We start from the raw sequence: 19,110 nt of genomic DNA, 5'->3' as shown, positions 1-19,110 counted from the left end.
GCGGGGGTGCGCTCGCGGACGTCAGCCGGCGAGCGGGTGGACGACGTGGCGGTGCCAGTGGGCGTCGTCGCGGTCGGGGAAGTCCTCGCGCCAGTGGCAGCCGCGGGTCTCCTGGCGCAGGGCGGCGGAGGTGGTGAGTGCGGTGGCGACCTGGTGCAGGTTGGTGGCCTCCCAGGTCTCCACGGACGGGGAGCCGGGGTGGTCCGGGTCGGCCAGGTCGGCCAGGCCCTTGGCGGTGGCGGCCAGCGAGTCCGCGGAGCGGATCACGCCCGCGCCGGTGGACATCAGCTGCTGGAGCTCGCCGCGGGCCCCGGCGGGCAGCAGCGGGACGGGCTCGGCCGCGTGCGCCGCGTCGGTGGTGACGGTGCGGGCCGGGAGCCGGCCGGCGGCGTTCAGCGCGGCCAGGTCGGCGGCGATCCGCTCGGCGAAGACCAGGCCCTCCAGCAGCGAGTTGGAGGCCAGCCGGTTGGCGCCGTGCACGCCGGTGCAGGCGACCTCGCCGCAGGCGTACAGGCCCGGGACGGTGGTGCGGCCGTGCAGGTCGGTGCGGACGCCGCCGGAGGCGTGGTGGGCGGCCGGGGAGACCGGGATCGGCTCGGTGACCGGGTCGATGCCGTGCGCCCGGCAGGCGGCCAGGATGGTGGGGAAGCGGTGCTCCCACATCTCGGCGCCGAAGTGCCGCCCGTCCAGGTACATGTGCCGGGCGCCCTGCTCGTGCATCCGGCGGATGATCGCCTTGGCGACGATGTCGCGCGGGGCGAGCTCGGCCAGTTCGTGCTGGCCGACCATGAAGCGGACCCCGTCCGCGTCGACCAGGTGCGCGCCCTCGCCGCGGACCGCCTCGGAGACCAGCGGCTGCTGGCCCTGGGCGTCCGGGCCGAGGAACAGCACGGTCGGGTGGAACTGGACGAACTCCAGGTCGGTGACCTCGGCGCCGGCCCGCAGGGCGAGCGCGACGCCGTCGCCGGTGGAGACCGCCGGGTTGGTGGTGGCCGAGAAGACCTGGCCCATGCCGCCGGTGGCCAGCACCACGGCCCGGGCCAGGATCGCGCCGACGCCGTCGCGCTGGCCCTCGCCCATCACGTGCAGGGTGACGCCGGAGGCGTGCCCGTCGGCGTCGGTGAGCAGGTCCAGGACCAGGGCGTGCTCGATCAGCTCCAGGCCCGGGTCGGCCTCGATCGCGGCGACCAGGGCGCGCTCGATCTCGGCACCGGTGGCGTCGCCGCCGGCGTGCGCGATCCGGCGGCGGTGGTGGCCGCCCTCGCGGGTCAGCACGATCTCGCCGTCCTCGTCGAGGTCGAACTCGGCGCCCGCCTCGATGAGCCGGCGCACCGCGTCCGGGCCCTCGGTGACCAGGGTGCGCACCGCCTCCTCGTCGCACAGGCCGGCGCCCGCGACCAGGGTGTCCTGGAGGTGCTGCTCCGGGGTGTCGCCCTCGCCCAGGGCGGCGGCGATGCCGCCCTGGGCCCAGCGGGTGGAGCCCTCGTCCAGCACCGCCTTGGTGACCACCATGGCCCGCAGGCCGGCCTTGCGGGCGTTGAGCGCGACGGTGAGCCCGGCCACGCCGGAGCCGATCACGACCACGTCGGTGCTCGTGGTCCAGCCGGGGGCGGGGGCGGTCAGGCGGTGCGACATGGGTTCAGCTGCTCCTTCAGCGCGCGGCGGCGTCGGCCGCGCCGTTCGCACCACCGTACGCGCCGTCCCCGCGCACCAGTCCGCTGCCCTCGGGGGCGTCCGCGGGGTCGCCGCCGAGGCCGGTGATCCGGTTGCGCTCGTCGACGAACACCACCTTCGGCAGGTACGCCTTGGCCTCGGCGGTGTCCATCTGCCCGTAGGCGATCAGGATCACCAGGTCGCCGGGGTGGACCAGGCGCGCGGCGGCGCCGTTGATGCCTATGACGCCCGAGCCGCGCGGGCCGGCGATGGTGTAGGTCTCCAGCCGGGCGCCGTTGTTGATGTCGACGATGTGGACCAGCTCGCCGGGGAGCAGGTCCGCGGCGTCGAGCAGGTCCTCGTCGACCGTCACCGAACCGACGTAGTGCAGGTCGGCCTGGGTGACGGTGGCGCGGTGGATCTTGGACTTGAGCATGGTGCGGAACATGGGTCACGCCTCCTGTGAGTGCATGCCTGGTGGTGCCTACCGGTGGTGGACGGGGCGGCCGGGCCCTCGGGGGGCCGGCCGCCCCGGGTGTCCGGGCTAGCGGACGATGACGCTCACGTTGTCGATCAGCCGGGTCGAGCCGACCCGGGCCGCGACGGCGAGCACCGCCTCGCCCCGGAAGTCGTCCGGCGCCTCGGTGAAGGACAGCGGATCGACCAGGGCGAGGTAGTCGGGGGAGACGCCGTCCGCGCCCTCCAGCACGGCGGCGGCCGCCTCGCGGACGGCCTTCGGGCCCTGCGCGCCGGCGTCCCGGCCGGCGAACAGGGCGCGGGAGAGGGCGAGCGCCCGGGTGCGCTCCTCCTCGGAGAGGAAGCGGTTGCGGGAGGACAGCGCCAGGCCGTCCTCCTCGCGGACGGTCGGGACGCCGACCACCTCCACGTCGAAGTCCAGGTCGGCGACCATCCGGCGGACGATCGCCAGCTGCTGGGCGTCCTTCTCGCCGAACACCGCGAAGTCCGGGTCGGTGATGTGCAGCAGCTTGGCGACCACGGTCAGCATCCCGTCGAAGTGCCCCGGGCGGGACGCGCCCTCGAAGCCCTCGCCCATCGGGCCGGCCGAGAGCCGCACCAGCGGCTCGCCGTTCGGGTACACCTCGTCCACGGACGGGGCGAACACCACGTCCGCGCCCGCCTCCTCGGCGAGCGCGAGGTCCGCGTCCAGGGTGCGCGGGTAGCGGTCCAGGTCCTCGCCGGCGCCGAACTGCAGCGGGTTCACGAAGACCGTCACCGCGACCCGGCCGTCCCGGCCGACCTGGCGGCGGGCCTCCCGCACCAGCGCCGCGTGGCCCGCGTGCAGCGCGCCCATGGTCATCACCACGGCGTTGTCCACCGGCTGCTCGTCCGGCCAGAACGCGGCCTCGAACTCCTCCACGGTGCGGGTCAGCACCGCCGTGCGGGCCTTCGCCGCCTTCGGGGCCTTCGCCGGGCGCCTGTCGCGTGCCATCAGTGCTTCTCCTCGTTCAGTACGTCCAGCAGCGCCGCCGCCGGCTCCGGCTTCAACGTGCCGTTGGCCACCGCGCGCTGGGCGGTCGCCCGCGCCATCGCCCGGTACGCCTGGCCGATGTCCGGGGTCACCGTAGCGAGTCGGTCCAGGTGCGTGCGCACCGTCCCGACGTCACCGCGGGCCACCGGGCCGGTCAGCGCGAGGTCGCCCGAGCGCAGGGCGTTGTCCAGGGCCGCGCCCAGCAGCGGGCCGAGCATCTGACCGGGTTCCTGGACGCCCGCCGTGCGCAGCAGCTCCATCGCCTGCGCGACCAGCGTCACCAGGTGGTTCGCGCCGTGCGCGAGCGCCGTGTGGTAGAGCGGCCGGACCTCCTCGGGGATCCAGGACGGCTCGCCGCCCATCTCCACCACCAGGGCCTCGGCGACCGGGCGCAGCTCCTCCGGGGCGGTCACCCCGAACGGGCAGCCGGCCAGCCGGGCCACGTCCACCGAGGTGCCGGTGAAGGTCATCGCGGGGTGCAGCGCCAGCGGCAGCGCGCCCGCCCGGGCGGCGGGTTCCAGCACGGCCACGCCGTGCGCGCCCGAGGTGTGCACGAGCAGCTGGCCCGGGCGGACCGCGCCGGTCGCGGCCAGGCCCTGCACGAGACCGGGCAGGGCGTCGTCCGGGACGGTCAGCAGCACCAGGTCCGCGGCGGCCGTCACCTGCGGGGGCGCGACCAGCCGCACCCCCGGCAGCAGGGCCTCGGCCCGGCGGCGGGACGCGGCGGAGACGCCGGACGCGGCGACCACGCGGTGGCCGGCGAGCTGCAGGGCGGCGCCCAGGGCGGGGCCGACGCGGCCGGCGCCGAGAACGCCCACGGTGAGTCGGGCGGGGCGGTTACCGGGGTCGGAGGGGTCTCCGAAGTCGGGCAGCACTCTTCCGTTCCAGTCCTCTAGGGGTACCAGACGTACCGGTCAATGGTACGGGGGTTTCCGGCCCGCCCACCCGTGCGCCCGGTCCGGGGGCGCGCGGGCCGGGGCGGCGGCTCCCCGTCAGGGGGTCTCGCCGGCTCGGACGAGGCCGTTCTCGTAGGCGAGGACGACGGCCTGGACGCGGTCGCGGAGGCCGAGTTTGGCGAGGATGCGGCCGACGTGGGTCTTGACGGTGGCTTCGGAGAGGACCAGGCGGGCGGCGATCTCGCCGTTGGAGAGGCCCTGGGCGACCAGCAGGAAGACCTCGCGCTCGCGGTCGGTGAGCGGGCCGAGCAGGGGGGAGCCGGGGGTGCCGGCGGGGGTGGGGAGGACCTCGGCGAAGCGGTCGATCATGCGGCGGGTGGTGGTGGGGGCGACCACCGCGTCGCCGCCGTGCACGGAGCGGATCGCGGCGACCAGCTCGGTGGGCGGGACATCCTTGAGCAGGAAGCCGGAGGCGCCGGCCTTGAGCGCGGCGAAGGCGTACTCGTCCAGGTCGAAGGTGGTGAGGATGAGGACCCGGGGGGCGCCCTCGATCGGGGTGCCGTGCTCGTCGAGGCAGATCCGGCGGGTGGCCTGGACGCCGTCGAGCCGGGGCATCCGGACGTCCATCAGGATCACGTCGACCTCGGCGGTGCGCAGCACGTCGACGGCCTGCTGGCCGTCGCCCGCCTCGGCGGCGATCTCGATGTCGCCCTGTGACTGCAGGACCATCCGGAAGCCGGTGCGCAGCAGTTCCTGGTCGTCGACCAGCATGACGCGGATCGGCATCGCTCGGGTCTCCTTACATGGGGGGCGGGTGGGTCAGGCGGACGCTTTGAGCGGCAGGACGGCCCGGATCCGGAAGCCGCCGCCGGGCCGGGGCCCGACGTCCAGGCTGCCGCTGACCATACCGACGCGTTCGCGCATGCCGATCAGGCCGTGGCCGAGCCCGTCGGTGCCGCCGGAGAGCTGTTCGCGGGTGGAGCCGCGGCCGTCGTCCTCGACCAGGACCTCCAGGTCGCCGTCCCGGAAGTCGACGGCGACCCGGGCCCGGGCGTCCGGCCCGCCGTGCTTGCGGACGTTGGTGAGCGCCTCCTGGACGATCCGGTAGACCGTCAGCTCCAGGCCGCGGGGCAGTTCGCGGACCTGGCCGGTGGCGGCGAACTCGACCGGCAGGCCGGCCGTGCGGACCTGCTCCAGCAGGTCGGGCAGCTCCTCGACGCCGGGCTGCGGCACGTACTCGCCGGCCGTGTCGGCGGTGCGCAGCACCCCGAGCAGGCGGCGCATCTCGGCGAGGGCCTGGCGGCCGGTGGACGCGATGGTGCCGAGCGCCTCCTTGGCCTGCTGCGGGGAGGAGTCCATCACGTAGGCGGCGCCGTCGGCCTGCACGATCATCACCGAGACGTTGTGCGCGACCACGTCGTGCAGCTCGCGGGCGATCCGGGCGCGCTCGGCGGCGACCGCGACCTGGGCCTGGGCGTCGCGCTCGCGCTCCAGCCGGGCGGCCCGGTCCTCCAGCTCGACCAGGTAGGCGCGGCGGACCCGGGTGAGCCGGCCCCAGGCCCAGCACAGCACGAACGGGGTGGTCATCAGGACGGCCAGGAACACCGCCGCGTAGCCGCTCTGGCGCTGCTCCGCGGGCGTCAGCCGCCACAGCGTCAGCGGGCCGGCCGCCAGGCTGGCCGCCAGCGCCAGCCGGGACGTCCAGGCGTGGCCGAACGCGGCGCCGGTGTAGCCGAACACCAGGTAGGCGACGCTCGACACGTTGGGGTCGATCCCGAACGCGACCTGGCCGAGGCCGAGCGCGACGGCCGCCGCGGTGGTGGCGTCCGGCCGGCGGCGGCGCACCACCATCAGGGCGGGCAGCAGGACGGCGACCGCGACGCCGGTGTAGTGCTTCCAGGAGGGCAGCGGGTCGTCCGGCATGCCGGACGACTCGACCGCGGCGAGCACGCCGAGCATCAGGACGAGCAGCGCCCAGCCGGAGTCGACGACCACGGGATGTCGGCGGAGCCAGGCGTTGAGTCGATGCACGTCTCCAGCGTAGGGAGTCCGCGGGGCCGTTCTGCTCCGCCGCGAGGTCGATCCGGGGCTACTCCCCAGGGTGGAGGCGGATCCGCCCCGGTAACGTCGCCCACCATGACATGGATGCGGTGGCGGCCCGCGATCGAACACGCCCTGTACCGGCCCGACGGCGGCTTCTACCGCAGGCCGGAGGGCCCGGCCGGGCACTTCCGCACCTCGGTGCACGCCTCCGCGCGCTTCGCCGCCGCCGTCGCCCGCCTGCTGGCGGGGGTCGACGCGGCGCTCGGCCGGCCGGAGCGGCTGGCCTTCGTCGACGTCGGCGCCGGCCGCGGCGAACTCACCCTCGCGGTGCGCGACCTGCTCCCCGCCGGGCTGCGCGGACGGGTGGACCTCCGGGCCGTCGAGCTGGCCGACCGCCCGGCCGGCCTGCCCGCCGAGATCGGCTGGTCCGCCGAGCCGCCCGCCGGCGTCCGGGGCCTGCTGTTCGCCAACGAGTGGCTGGACAACGTCCCGCTGGAGGTGGCCGAGCGCGGCGCGGACGGGCGGCTGCGCTACGTCGAGGTCGCGCCGGACGGGGCGGAGCGGCCCGGCGGGCCGGTGGACCCGCAGGACGCGGCCTGGGCCGGGCGCTGGTGGCCGGACGGGGAGCGGGTCGAGCTCGGCGGCCCGCGGGACGCCGCCTGGGCCGCGGCCGTCGGCACCCTGGAGCGGGGCCTGGCGGTGGCCGTCGACTACGGGCACCTGCGGGCGGCCCGGCCGCCGTTCGGCACCCTGACCGGCTTCCGGGACGGCCGCGAGTGCGCCCCCGTCCCCGACGGCTCCCGCGACCTGACCGCGCACGTCGCGCTCGACGCGGCGGCGGTCGCCGGGCACCCGGTGCTGCTCACCACCCAGCGCGAGGCGCTGCGCGCGCTGGGCGTCAGCGGCGCCCGCCCGCCGCTGGCGCTGGCGGGCAGCGACCCGGCGGCCTACCTGCGCGCCCTCGGCGGGGCGGGCGAGGCGGCCGAGCTCACCGACCCGGGCGGGCTCGGCGCGTTCCACTGGCTGGTCCAGGCCGTCCGGATGCCGGTACCGGACGACCTCGCGGGCCTGCCGGGATGGCAGACTCTCCCCTCGTAGAAGGAGGCGACGGCCATGACGGAGACCACGGTCGGCATCGGCCCGGGCGCGCAGACGCTCCCCGGCGACGGCGGCAGCACCGACATGGTGCTCAACATCGGCCCGCAGCACCCGTCCACGCACGGCGTGCTCCGCCTGAAGCTGGTGCTCGACGGGGAGCGGATCGTCTCCGCCGAGCCGGTGATCGGCTACATGCACCGCGGCGCGGAGAAGCTCTTCGAGGCCCGCGACTACCGGCAGATCATCATGCTGGCCAACCGGCACGACTGGCTGTCCGCGTTCGCCAACGAGCTGGGCGTGGTGCTGGCCGTCGAGCGGATGCTCGGCATGGAGGTCCCCGAGCGGGCGGTCTGGCTGCGGACGCTGCTGGCCGAGCTCAACCGCGTCCTCAACCACCTGATGTTCCTCGGCTCCTACCCGCTGGAACTGGGCGGCATCACCCCGATCTTCCACTCCTTCAACGGCCGCGAGGAGCTCCAGCACGTCCTGGAGGAGGCCTCCGGCGGCCGGATGCACTACATGTTCAACCGGGTCGGCGGCCTCAAGGAGGACCTCCCGGCCGGCTGGCTCGGCCGGGTCCGGCGCGCGGTCGGCGTGGTGCGCGGGCAGCTGCCGGTCTTCGAGGACCTGGTGCTCGGCAACGAGATCTTCCGCGGCCGCACGGCGGGCGTCGGCGTCCTCTCCCGCGCGCACGTGCACGCGTACGGCGTCAGCGGGCCGATCGCCCGGGCCAGCGGCGTCGACTTCGACCTGCGCCGCGACGAGCCCTACCTCGCCTACGGGGAGCTGCGGGACGTCCTGAGGGTGGCCGTCCGGGAGGAGGGCGACTGCCTGGCCCGGTTCGAGTGCCTGCTGGAGCAGACCGCCAACTCCCTCGACCTCGCCGACGCGTGCCTCGACCGGCTGGCCGACCTGCCGGCCGGGCCGGTCAACCTGCGGCTGCCCAAGGTGCTCAAGGCGCCGGAGGGCGAGACGTACGCCTGGACCGAGAACCCGCTCGGCCTGAACGGGTACTACCTGGTCTCGCGCGGCGAGAAGACGCCGTGGCGGCTCAAGCTGCGCTCGGCGTCCTTCAACAACGTCCAGGCGCTGACCGAGCTGCTGCCGGGGACGCTGGTGGCGGACATGGTGGCGATCCTGGGGTCGATGTTCTTCGTGGTCGGCGACATCGACAAGTGAGCGGGCCCCGGCGGGGGCCCGCTCCCGGGCGCTACTGGTCCGCGGGGTGCGGGGCCAGCCGGGTGTCGTGGGCCTCGCAGAGGGCGACGAGCTGGTCGTACGCGGCCCGGCCCATGAGCTCGGTGAGCTCGGGGCGGTAGGAGACGTAGACCGGGTCGGGCGCGCGGTGGGCCTCGGGGGAGCCGGTGCACCACCAGTGCAGGTCGTGGCCGCCGGGGCCCCAGCCGCGGCGGTCGTACTCGCCGATGGAGACCTGGAGGTAGCGGGTGTCGTCGGGCCGGTCGATCCAGTCGTAGGTGCGGCGCACCGGCAGCTGCCAGCAGACGTCGGGCTTGGTCTCCAGCGGTTCGAGGCCCTCGCGCAGGGCCAGGACGTGCAGGGCGCAGCCGGCGCCGCCGGGGAAGCCGGGGCTGTTGAGGAAGAGGCAGGCCCCGTTGACCCGGCGGGTCTGGCGGTCGCCGTCCTCGTCGAACATGGTGATGCCGCCGTCGCGGCGGATCCGGCCCCTGGCGTCGGTGCCCTCGGCGTGGTGCTCCCAGATGTCGGGGGTGAGCCGGGCGGCGTGCCCGGCGACGCGCTGCTCGTCGTCCTCGTCGGAGTAGTGGGCGCCGAGGGTGCAGCAGCCGTCGGAGGCGCCGCGGCCGGGCTGGATGCCGTGGCAGCCCTTGCCGAAGATGCAGCCCCAGCGGGAGGTGAGCCAGGTGAGGTCGCAGCGGAACACCTGGTCCTCGTCGGCGGGGTCGGTGAACTCGACCCAGGCGCGCGGGAAGTCGAGGGCGACCTCGCGGACGGTGGGCATCGCCAGGTCGACGACGGGGCCCTTGGCCTTGGCGGCCTTGGCGGCCCTGGCGGTCTTCGCCGGTTCGTCGGCCTTGGCGGGCTTCTTGGTCTTCTTGTTCTTGGTGCTGTCAGCTGGTGCCACCCGGCAAGGGTATGGCCTGGGCGGGACGGGCCGGGGTCGCGGCGCCGCGGCTTTGCCGGGGGTTCGTCCGAGTTGGGGTGGTTCCGGGGGTTTCGGGCGGCCGGGGAAGGTGAAACGGCTGTGAAAAGGGCCGCCGGCCGGTCGGCGCGGGCGGAGTGTGGTCCTAGGATGGCTCAGCCGATAGGTCGGGCGCACGGGCGCCCTTGCACGGGGGAGTGCAGATGGGCGACGAGGTCGTCATCCGGTCGTGGGAACTCCACGGCGAGGGACGTGAGTTCGAGAAGATCTCGGACGAGTTCGGTAACGCGGCGAAGCAGCTGGAGAGCGGCCTGGCGGCGCTGGGCGCGCCGTGGGGCGAGGACGAGCCGGGGCAGCCGTTCGGCACCGCGTACGGCGAGGCCCGGGAGGGCGCGCTGGCCGGGCTGCAGGGGCTGTCGGAGCGGCTGGGCCGGATCGGGCGCGGGCTGCACACGATGGCGGACACCACCGACCGCACCGACCAGGAGATCAGCGCGGACTTCGACGCGCCCTCGCTGAACCACCCGACCGCAACCGGCCGGGCCTGAACCGGAGTCAGTCCACCTGGCGGGCCGCCGCGCGCGCCGAGCCGTACCACCCGAAGGGGGAGCACGTGTCCAGGAACCTGCCGGAGGAACTCGCCCCCGCGCTGGCGCGGACCGGCCACGCGTGGCCGCAGGCGGACGAGGACGGGCTGCGCCGGGCGGCCGGCCTGTGGCGCGAGTTCGGGTCGGACGCGGACGCCCTGGTGGCCCGCGGCGCGGCCTCCGTGCAGCGGGTGTCGGGGGAGAACAAGGGCCGCGCGGTGGACGCCTTCGCCGACCACTGGCGGCAGTTCAGCGGCGGCGGGCGCGGCCAGCTGGACGACGCCGCGGCGGCGGCCGGGCTGGTGGCCGCCGCGCTGGACAAGGCGGCCGGGGTGGCCGACCAGGTGAAGGCCGACATCATCGCGGTGCTCACCGAGCTGACCGAGAAGATCCGGGCGGCCGACGCGGCCGAGGCCAAGGCCAAGGCGGACATCGCGCAGGCCGGCAAGGAGGCCGCCACCGGACTGGGCGGGCTGGTGACCGGCACGATCGGCGCGGCCGTCGGCGCGGTCAAGGAGCTGGCCGCCGAGGCCGAGGAGCTGGCCGCGGTCGAGCACGCCAAGTCGAGGATCGGCCAGCTGCTGGAGCGGCTCGGCCGGGACATGGGCGAGGCCGCCAGGTCGCTGGCCAAGGAGCCGCCCCTGGTCGCGCTGGAGCGGATCGCCCAGACCGACGGCCGGGGCCTGCACGGCGAACTGCGCGAGACCTCGATGGCGGCCCGCTCCGGGAAGGTCACCGGGGCGCTGGCGCGGGCCGGGGTGGCCCGCTCGGTCGAGGTGGCCGCCGTCGCGGGCCTGCACGCCGAGGTCAAGGCCGACGGCACGGTGCGCACCGACCGGCACGGCAACCCGGTGCTGGTCGGCGAGGACGGGCAGCGGGTCAAGGGCGTGGACGGCCTGACGGTCACCCAGGGCCCGGACGGCACCCAGCAGTTGGTCGACGCCAACGGCACCCCGGTCACCGGCGTGGCGATGGGCGAGGACGGCAAGCCGCTGCTCGGCGGCAACGGCAAGCCGCTGCTGGTGGGCCTGGGCGGCGCGCTGGTCGGCACCGGCATCACGCTGGCGCTCGGCCTGAACGGCAAGCCCCAACTCGGCGACGACGGCCACCCGGTGATGCTGGACGCCGACGGCACCCAGGTCGCCGGCCTGGTCGCCGACCCGGAAGGCCACCTGCTGACCGGCCACGACGGCCACCCGGTCACCGTGGACGCCTCCGGCCGGGCGGCCGGCCCGGGCGGACAGGTGATCCAGTTCGGCGCGGACGGCCGCCCGCTGGACCTGCTCGGCCCCGACGGGCAGCCGGTCAGCGTGATGGACGGCCAACAGCCGGGCGGCCCGTTCCAGAACGACCTGCCGCACGCCCACGGCCACGGCGGCCCGGACGGGCACGGCACCTGGGCCGGCGACGGCACCGGGCCGGGCACGGGCCCGGGCCCCGGGCACGGCGGCCCGCTCGGCCCCGGCCACGGCGGCCTGCTGACCGACCTGGCCGGCACCGTCACCGAACCGGTGTCGGCGGTGACCCAGAGCGCGCTCGGCGACCCGGGCGGCCACCCGCAGACCGGCCCGGCCGACAGCGGCGGCTACCGCGGCCACCAGAGCACCGGCTACCAGGGCGGTTCGCACAACGTCTCCTACGGCAGCCCCACGGCACCCGCCTACAGCGGACCGACCGTCAGCACCCCGTCCGGCGGCGGTTCGTACGGCGGCGGTGGCGGCTCGTACGGCGGTGGCTCGTACGGGGGCGGCTCGTACGGCGGCGGCGGCCACAGCGTGCCGGACCTGCCGGTGTCGGTGCACGTCGACTCGGTGGCCGCGCCGCCCGCGCCGAGCGCCCCGCCGGTGGTGAGCGGCGGCGACATCTGGTCGTCCGGCGGCGGGGGCGGCGGCGGTCACCGCCTCGCCGACCCCGGGCCGTCCTCCGGCGGGTCGGGCCCGTCCGGCGGCTCCTCGTTCCAGCTCGGCCCGGTCGGCGGCGGTACGGCCGCCCCGGTCGGCGGCGGCATCCCGACGGGCGGGCCGGTGGCGACCGGCCCGGTGGCCGGTGCGGGCCCGATCGGCGGACCGGTCGGCGCGGTGCCCGGCGGCGCGGCGGCGGTGCCCGGTGCCCCGGGGGCCCCCGGCGCGGCCGGTGTCCCGGGCGCGCCCGCGGCGGGCCCGGTGGGCGGCGCGGTCGGCGCTCCCGGCCAGGTCGGCGCGGTCGGCACCCCCGGTGCCCCCGGCGCGGCGGGCGGCGGGGCCGCGGTGATCGGCGTCGGCCAGCAGCCGGTCGGCGGACGCCCGGTGACCGGCGTCCCGGTGCCGCCCGCGGGCGGCGGCGGGATCGGCCAGCACGCGTCCGGCACCCCGGCCCGCGGCTACGAGCCGCTGGTGGACACCCGGCGCCAGGCCGGTACGGACGAGCAGGGCCTGCCGGTGAACCCCGGACAGGCGTCCGCGGCCTGGCTGGTGATCGCCAACGGCCGTCACCCCGGCGCCGTCGCCCCGCGACCGGCCGGCGAGCGCGAGCGGACCCTCGCCGACAGCCGCCCGTACGGCCTGCCCGGCGGGCTGGGCCCGGTCGACCCGGCGCACCAGGCCGAGGCGGTGCGCCGCACCCCGGTGCCCGCGCCGGACCCGATGGTCGGCGAGTGGACCGAGGTGCTCAACGGCGGCGGCCCCGCCGAGAGCGGGCGCGCCAACAACTGCGTGGACGTGTCGCTGTCCGCCGTGGACACCCTCGGCGGCGTCCCGACCTGCGCCGCGCCCCGGCTGCCCGACGGCCCGGCCGGCGAGCGCGGCGGCCGCGACCGCGCCGAGCTCGAACTCGGCACCCGCTTCCTCGACCTCGGCGACGGCACCGAGGCCCACGGCAAGCTCGGCCGGGCCCTGCTCGCCCACGGCACCGGCACCCGGGCGGTGCTGCTCACCGTCGACGCGTTCGGCCGCTCGCACACCTGGAACGCCGTCAACCACAAGGGCGTCCTCAGCTACCTGGACCACCAGACCGGCTACGCCGGGCCCACCCCGCTCTACCCGGCCGACCACGGCCTGTGGGCGATCGCGGTGGACGCCGCCGACCGGCCGATCGACCTGACCGCGCCGCTGCCGGCCACCGTCGCCGTCCCGGAGCACGCCCCCGAGCGCGCCCCGGAGCCGGCCCTGGTCGGCGCGGCCGGCGCGGCCGGCGCGGCCGGCGCGGAGGACGGTGCCGCCGCCGGGGCCGCTGACGACACCGCCCCCGCCGCGGCGCCCGCCCCGCCGCGCTCCCGGCTCACCATCCACCGCACCACCACCGGGAGCACCAGCCGATGATCACCCGCGAGCAGGCCCTCGCCACCGCCCACCGCTGGGTCAACGGCGACCTCCCGCAGGAGGGTTCACGGCCTGTCAGGTGCCACGAGTTCGACCTCGGCTGGGTGCTCTGGCCCGAGCCCGCGCCGGTCCTCACCGACCCGCTGACCGGCGCCCGCCGGGCCCCCGAGGAGATCGGCGCGGCCTGCGCCGTGGTCGACCGGGTCACCGGCGAACTCGTGGTCTACCCGTCCGTCCCGGTGCCGGTGGTCGAGCAGCTGCACCGCGACCGGCTCGGCGCCGGCAGCCACCATCCGGCGCTGCCGCCGGTCACCGGCCCGGGCACCCGGGCCACCCTGACCTACCGGGACGACCGGGACGAGCTGCGCTCGCTGACCGTCCACTCCGCGCACGGCCGCCCGCACCCCGCGCTGCGGGCCCGCCGCCAGCTCGCCGAGCAGGGCGTCCCGGCCGAGAACCTGGTCGCGCTCCGCACCGACCTGCGCCTGTCGATGCTCCCCGGCGGCTACTTCGAGCAGGCCGTCGCCGAGCAACTGCCGGGCGTCCGGCTGGAGTTCGAGCAGCCGTACGGGCCGCGCCACGACCACCGGGCGGTGGCCGTGCGGGCCCTGGTGGCCCGGGCCCGCAGCGGCTACAACCGGGTGCCGTTCCCGCCCGCAGTGCCGCCCGCCCAGCCCGAGGACGAGACCGGCCTGGGCAAGCGGCTGGCCGCCCTGTTCGGCGAGGACGGCACCCGCCGCTTCGAGCAGGCCGAGGTGCTCGCCGCCGACCTGCCCGAGGCCGTCGGCCGCCCGCTGCGGCGCACCGGGCTGCCGCGCGAGGTCCCCGGCTTCTTCACCCTGTACCTGCCGGAGGCCGACGGCATCGCCGGGCCGGCCGCCCCGCCGCTGCCCGACCTCGCCGAGCTGCTGGCCGCGCGCGGCCGGGGCCGCCGGGCCACCGCCGCCGCCCGGGCCGCGCTGCTCGGCCAGCGCGTGATCGGCACCGACGGCTGGGCGCTGCTCACCGTCGACACCGCCCAGGGACGGGTCCGCGCCGTCGACCCCGACACCGGCGAGGCCCGCTACTGCAACGCCGACCTGACCGCCTTCACCCGCTGCCTGGCGCTGCTCGCCGAACGCCGCCCCCGGCTGCTCGACCTGCCCCCCGAGCAGGCCGGCCCGGCCGTCGCCGAGTTCCAGTGGGCGCTGGCCGCCCTGGACCGCACCGCGCTGCGCGACCCGGAGAACTGGTGGGCGGTCATCGTCGAGCAGCTCTGGGACGGGATGCTGTGACCCCGGTGGTACCGCCGGCGGTGTCCCCGCCGGTATCCCTGGCGGTCACCGGTTTGGGCTAGGTTGGGCGGTCATGCGACTCGGTGTGCTCGACGTAGGCTCCAACACCGTCCACTTCCTCGTGGTGGACGCCCACCCCGGCGCGGCCCCGCTGCCCGCCTACTCCCACAAGGCCGAACTCCGCCTCGCCGAGCTGCTGGAGGAGGACGGGGCGATCAGCGGGACGGGGGTCGAGCGCCTGGTCTCCATGGTCGCCTCCTCGCTGCGGGTGGCCGAGGACAAGGGCGTGGTCGACCTGCTGCCGTTCGCCACCTCGGCGGTCCGGGAGGCCGCCAACGGCGAGGAGGTGCTGCGCCGGGTCGAGGACGAGACCGGCGTCGCGCTCAACGTGCTCTCCGGGCAGGACGAGGCCCGGCTGACCTTCCTCGCCGTCCGCCGCTGGTTCGGCTGGTCCTCCGGCCGGCTGCTCAACCTGGACATCGGCGGCGGCTCGCTGGAGATCGCCTGCGGCATCGACGAGCAGCCCGCCGTCGCCACCTCCCTGCCGCTCGGCGCCGGCCGCCTCACCTCCCGGCTGCCCGGCGAGGTCGCCGACCCGGGCGACCTGCGCGAACTGCGGCGGCACATCCGGGCCGAGATCGCCGGCGCGGTCGGCGACATCGCCCGGCTCGGGCCGCCCGACCACGCGGTGGCCACCTCCAAGACCTTCAAGCAGCTCGCCCGGATGACCGGCGCCGCCCCCGAGGGCGCGGGCGTCCGGGTCCCCCGCCGGCTCACCCGCGCCGGCCTCTCCGCCTGGCTGCCCCGGCTCGCCGCGATGACGCCCGCCGAGCGGGCCCAGATCCCCGGCGTCTCGGCCGGCCGGGCCCGCCAGCTGCTGGCCGGCGCGCTGGTCGCCGACGCGGCGATGGACCTCTTCGGTCTGGAGGAGCTGGACATCTGCCCGTGGGCCCTGCGCGAGGGCATCATCCTGCGGCGGCTGGACACGATGGACGGACCCGAGCACCGGATCGCCGTCGGGGCCTGACCGGACGGCGCGGGCCCCGCGCGGCGGCGCGGCTCGCCGCCCTGCGCCGCGGGCCCCCGCGCGGCGGTGCTCCGTCCGCCCAGGGCCGTTATCCGGTGGCGGTGATGCGTATGCCCCCCGCTAGAATCCGCCTGCTTCGAACGCCGGTGAACGACACCGGCGTCGGGCATCTCCACGTCCTGGGGGGACCGATGAAAACGCTGCCGGAACTCGGCAGACGCAGACGCTCCGCCGGCTCGATCGCCGCCGGCGTCCTGCTCCTCACCGCACTGGTCGTCCAGTCCGGCCCCGCCTTCGCGGCGGCCGTCGACCCGTCGCCCACCGCCAGTGCCAAGCCCGCGGCCGAGGCGCCGCACACCCCGGCGGCCGGACCGCAGGCCGCCCCGAAGGCCGACCCGCAGGCCGAGCACGCCGCCGCCGCCAAGGCGCTGCAGGAGTCCGACCCGGCGGGCGCCTGCCCGGCCGTGCTCGACCCGCAGGCGCCCACCACCTGCACGGTGCCGGCGTACGCCACCGCCGCCATGACGCTGACGCTGCCCGAGCAGAAGGACCTGCTCCTGCTCCAGCTGGTCGCCACCCAGCAGTACTCCACCTACCCGACGCTGCTCGCCCCGGACGGCGGCACCGTCCCCTGCGAGGGCGTCGCCTACGGCAACGGACTGCTGCGCTGCGCCACCACCCAGGCCGGCACCTACACCCTGCAGGTGCGCAACGGCTCCTACGCCGACAACGCGCTCTCGGTCGGGTACCTGCCGCTGCTGACCAGCACCACCGGCTGCCGGACGCTGTCCGGGACGGACCTGGACCTCGGCGCGCCGAAGGCGTTCCACGGCTCGCTGGCGGTCGGCGCGGTCGGCGACTGCTACCGCACCGACCTCGCCGCGGGCGACGTGCTGCGGGTCTACGGGCCGGACTACCGCGAGACCACGGTGGTCTACGACGGCACCGGCAAGCAGGTCTGCAGCTCGCAGACCGCGAGCGACCCGACCCGCGGCCTGGACTGCGCGCTGACCGGTACCGCCCCGTACCGGGTGACGGTCCAGCAGGCCTCCGGCGCCGCCCAGGAGTACGACTTCCGGGCGGCCCGGCTGTCCGCCCCGCGGGGCTGCGCCGTGGTCACCCCGCAGGCGTACGGCGAGGCCCCCGACCGGTCCTCCGCGGCCCGCTGCCGCACCCTGCGGGTGCCCGCGGCCGGGCGGTACCTGTACGCCCCGGTGACCGCCTCCGGCGACTACCTGTACGGCCGGTGGTTCGAGTCCGACGGCACCCAGGGGTCCTGCCAGAACGGCGACTGCGCGCTGACCGCCGGCGACCACACCTGGGTGCTGGACGGCACCTCCGGTGACGTCGGCGCGTTCGGGATGTCCTTCCGCTCCGCGAAGGAGACCCGGGGCTGCACCGCCACCGCCGACGACGGCCTCGCCTCCGGCGCGGTCACCGGCACCTACGGCGCGGCCGGCCAGCAGCGCTGCCTGACCCTGCCCACCGCCTCCGGCAAGGGCCTCTACCTGCTCAACCGGAAGCCGGTGGACGGCAGTTCGGTCGCCGTCGAGATCGACGACGCGAACGGCGCCAAGCAGTGCGACAACGGCGGCTACGGCTACGCGGTCTGCAAGCTGACCGGTAGCGCGCCCTTCCGGGCGGTGCTCAGCGCCGACCCGGGCAAGGCGTACGCCCTGGTGGTCCACCGGACCGATGCCGCGGCGGGCTGCACCGCCTGGCCGCAGTCCGGGTACGGCGGCTCCTGGGGCGTCGAGGTCGCGCTGGACGCGGCCGCCCAGCAGCGCTGCCTGAGCGTTCCGGCCGCCCAGCACGCGCCCGCCGAGATGCTGGACTACGCGAACAACGCCAACAGCGTCAACGCGGCCGTGTACGTGGTCGACGGCGCGGGCAACACCGTCTGCTCGACCCCCGGCTCCTCCACCACCACCTGCCAGTTCGCCCCCGGCGCCGCCTACACGGCGATGCTGGTCGGCACCGGCTGGGCGGACACCTACCACCTGGTGCGCCGGGACATCTCCCCGTCCGCGCCGTGCACCCCGCTGACCTCGAACCGGGTGGGCGCCCCGTCCACCCCGTTCGACTTCACCTCGGCGCTGGACGCCCGCTGCGTGCGGGTCAGCGGCGCGGCGACCGACCGGTTCTGGCTGAGCAGCCGCACGGTCGGCGGCCGCTACGACCCGTCCTCGCTGCTGATGGCGGTGGACGCCGACGGCAAGATCCAGTGCCGCCAGTGGGGCGCCTCCTGCAAGGTGACCGGCTCGACCTCGTACGTGGCCGTGGTGGTCGCGTCCGGCTACCAGGGCAAGACGATCCACGCGAACGTCGACGCCTGGAAGGTCGGCGGGGCGGGCGGCTGGGCACCCGAGTGCACGGCCGACAAGCTCTCCGCGGACGGCTTCGCCCAGCGCAGCGGGGTGCTCACCGAGTCCGCCCCCGCCTACTGCGGGGTGGTCGACCTCCAGCCGCACCAGGGCTTCACCGTCGCGGGCAGCACCAGCGCCACCGGCGTCGACATGCCGTGGTTCTCGGTCTCCGGCCCGGACGAGTGGAGCAACTCCAGCCTGGTCTACCAGTGCACGCAGAACTACGGCCAGTTCGGCGCGGCCTGCACCAACACGGGGGCCACCGCCGGTCAGGCCGTGCTGATCCTCAGCCCGAACAAGCTCGCCACCCCGATCGAGTACACCGTGGCGGGCCTGCCCGGGAACCCGACGTCCGCGTACGGCACGCCCCGGTCGATCAGCCCGGCCACCGGCCCGGCGGGCACCCTGGTGCCGGCCGTGATCACCGGCACCGGCCTGTCGATGGGCAGCCGGATCCAGCTGGCGCCGGCCCCGTCCGGCAGCCGGCAGCTGGTCCAGCCGCAGTCGGCGAGCGCCGACGGCAGCACGCTCAACGTGCTGGTCGACACCAACGGCCTGGAGCCGGGCAGCTACGACCTGGTGAACGAGGGCACCGGCTACACCAGCGGCCAGCCCTCGCCGGGCTACCTGCCGCACGCCTTCACGGTGACGGCCGCCGCCGCTCCGGCCGCGTCCCGGTTCGTGCCGCTCACCCCGGCCCGCTTCCTGGACACCCGGGACGGCACCGGCGCCCCGAGGGCGCGGGTGGGCGGCGGCGGCGTGGTGGCGCTCCAGGTCGCCGGGGTGAAGGGCGTCCCGGCCACCGGCGTCACCGCCGTGGTGATGAACGTGACCGCGGTCGACCCGAGCGAGGACGGGCACGTCACCGTCTACCCGGACGGGCAGGCGGCGCCGAACGCGTCGAACGTGAACTTCGGCGCGCACCGCACCGTGCCCAACCTGGTGACCGTGCCGGTGGTCAACGGCAAGGTCGACCTGCGCAACAACTCCGGCTCGGTGGACCTGATCGCCGACGTCACCGGCTACTACACCGGCGCGGCGGACCAGGGCTCGGCGTTCACCCCGCTCACCCCGGCCCGCTTCCTGGACACCCGGGACGGCACCGGCGCCCCGAGGGCGCGGGTGGGCGGCGGCGGCGTGGTGGCGCTCCAGGTCGCCGGGGTGAAGGGCGTCCCGGCCACCGGCGTCACCGCCGTGGTGATGAACGTGACCGCGGTCGACCCGAGCGAGGACGGGCACGTCACCGTCTACCCGGACGGGAA

General features: G+C 76.2%; 14 protein-coding genes. 7 read left to right on the top strand and 7 right to left on the bottom strand.

Annotated features, from left to right (window positions below):
* Nucleotides 1-21 precede the first annotated feature (21 nt).
* From ACIP60_RS23925 to ACIP60_RS23900, 6 genes are all read right to left on the bottom strand, one after another.
* Nucleotides 22-1,635: an L-aspartate oxidase gene (locus ACIP60_RS23925; protein ID WP_400687507.1), complete on the bottom strand. Its 1,614-nt coding sequence runs from the start codon at nucleotides 1,633-1,635 to the stop codon at nucleotides 22-24.
* A 16-nt stretch (nucleotides 1,636-1,651) separates the two neighbouring features.
* Nucleotides 1,652-2,101: an aspartate 1-decarboxylase gene (gene panD, locus ACIP60_RS23920; protein ID WP_100837693.1), complete on the bottom strand. Its 450-nt coding sequence runs from the start codon at nucleotides 2,099-2,101 to the stop codon at nucleotides 1,652-1,654.
* Nucleotides 2,102-2,197: 96 nt separating this feature from the next.
* Complete coding sequence (gene panC / locus ACIP60_RS23915) at nucleotides 2,198-3,103, bottom strand: pantoate--beta-alanine ligase (RefSeq protein ID WP_400687505.1); 906 nt, start codon at nucleotides 3,101-3,103, stop codon at nucleotides 2,198-2,200.
* Complete coding sequence (locus ACIP60_RS23910; protein ID WP_400687503.1) at nucleotides 3,103-3,960, bottom strand: Rossmann-like and DUF2520 domain-containing protein; 858 nt, start codon at nucleotides 3,958-3,960, stop codon at nucleotides 3,103-3,105. The genes panC and ACIP60_RS23910 overlap by 1 nt, the downstream gene beginning before the upstream one ends.
* A 174-nt stretch (nucleotides 3,961-4,134) precedes the next feature.
* On the bottom strand, nucleotides 4,135-4,824 hold the full coding sequence (locus ACIP60_RS23905; protein WP_100837696.1) for a response regulator transcription factor: 690 nt from the start codon (nucleotides 4,822-4,824) through the stop codon (nucleotides 4,135-4,137).
* 33 nt (nucleotides 4,825-4,857) lie between these two features.
* Nucleotides 4,858-6,069 (bottom strand): sensor histidine kinase, encoded by a 1,212-nt coding sequence (locus tag ACIP60_RS23900; protein WP_400687500.1) that lies wholly within the window; start codon nucleotides 6,067-6,069, stop codon nucleotides 4,858-4,860.
* A gap of 105 nt (nucleotides 6,070-6,174) precedes the next feature.
* Here ACIP60_RS23900 and ACIP60_RS23895 point away from each other — a divergent pair, with 105 nt between their 5' ends.
* Nucleotides 6,175-7,179 (top strand): SAM-dependent methyltransferase, encoded by a 1,005-nt coding sequence (locus ACIP60_RS23895; protein WP_400687498.1) that lies wholly within the window; start codon nucleotides 6,175-6,177, stop codon nucleotides 7,177-7,179.
* A gap of 15 nt (nucleotides 7,180-7,194) precedes the next feature.
* Entirely contained in the window at nucleotides 7,195-8,358 is a 1,164-nt protein-coding gene (locus ACIP60_RS23890; RefSeq protein ID WP_400687496.1) for an NADH-quinone oxidoreductase subunit D, read from the top strand.
* Between the two features lie 31 nt (nucleotides 8,359-8,389).
* Here ACIP60_RS23890 and ACIP60_RS23885 read toward each other — a convergent pair whose 3' ends face one another.
* Nucleotides 8,390-9,280 (bottom strand): hypothetical protein, encoded by an 891-nt coding sequence (locus ACIP60_RS23885; RefSeq protein ID WP_400687494.1) that lies wholly within the window; start codon nucleotides 9,278-9,280, stop codon nucleotides 8,390-8,392.
* 221 nt (nucleotides 9,281-9,501) lie between these two features.
* On the opposite strand from ACIP60_RS23885, the gene ACIP60_RS23880 reads away from it, so the two are divergent.
* The 5 genes from ACIP60_RS23880 to ACIP60_RS23860 form a co-directional block, all read left to right on the top strand.
* Nucleotides 9,502-9,846 carry a WXG100 family type VII secretion target gene (locus ACIP60_RS23880; RefSeq protein WP_400687492.1) on the top strand — a complete coding sequence of 115 codons (345 nt, stop codon included), beginning with the start codon at nucleotides 9,502-9,504 and terminating at the stop codon, nucleotides 9,844-9,846.
* Nucleotides 9,847-9,911: 65 nt separating this feature from the next.
* Nucleotides 9,912-13,181: a toxin glutamine deamidase domain-containing protein gene (locus ACIP60_RS23875; protein ID WP_400687490.1), complete on the top strand. Its 3,270-nt coding sequence runs from the start codon at nucleotides 9,912-9,914 to the stop codon at nucleotides 13,179-13,181.
* On the top strand, nucleotides 13,178-14,455 hold the full coding sequence (locus ACIP60_RS23870) for an SUKH-4 family immunity protein (protein ID WP_400687488.1): 1,278 nt from the start codon (nucleotides 13,178-13,180) through the stop codon (nucleotides 14,453-14,455). The genes ACIP60_RS23875 and ACIP60_RS23870 overlap by 4 nt, the downstream gene beginning before the upstream one ends.
* A gap of 73 nt (nucleotides 14,456-14,528) precedes the next feature.
* On the top strand, nucleotides 14,529-15,482 hold the full coding sequence (locus ACIP60_RS23865; protein WP_100837704.1) for an exopolyphosphatase: 954 nt from the start codon (nucleotides 14,529-14,531) through the stop codon (nucleotides 15,480-15,482).
* 191 nt (nucleotides 15,483-15,673) lie between these two features.
* Nucleotides 15,674-19,110, top strand: a 3,437-nt coding sequence (locus tag ACIP60_RS23860; protein WP_400687486.1) for a hypothetical protein, incomplete at its 3' end; no start/stop codon positions are given.

Origin of the sequence: Kitasatospora sp. NPDC088783 (genome assembly GCF_044750705.1) — a bacterium.
Taxonomy (GTDB): Bacteria; Actinomycetota; Actinomycetes; order Streptomycetales; family Streptomycetaceae; genus Kitasatospora; species Kitasatospora fiedleri.
Note: the sequence above shows the minus strand (reverse complement) of the source record. Positions and strands in the feature narration are given on the sequence as shown.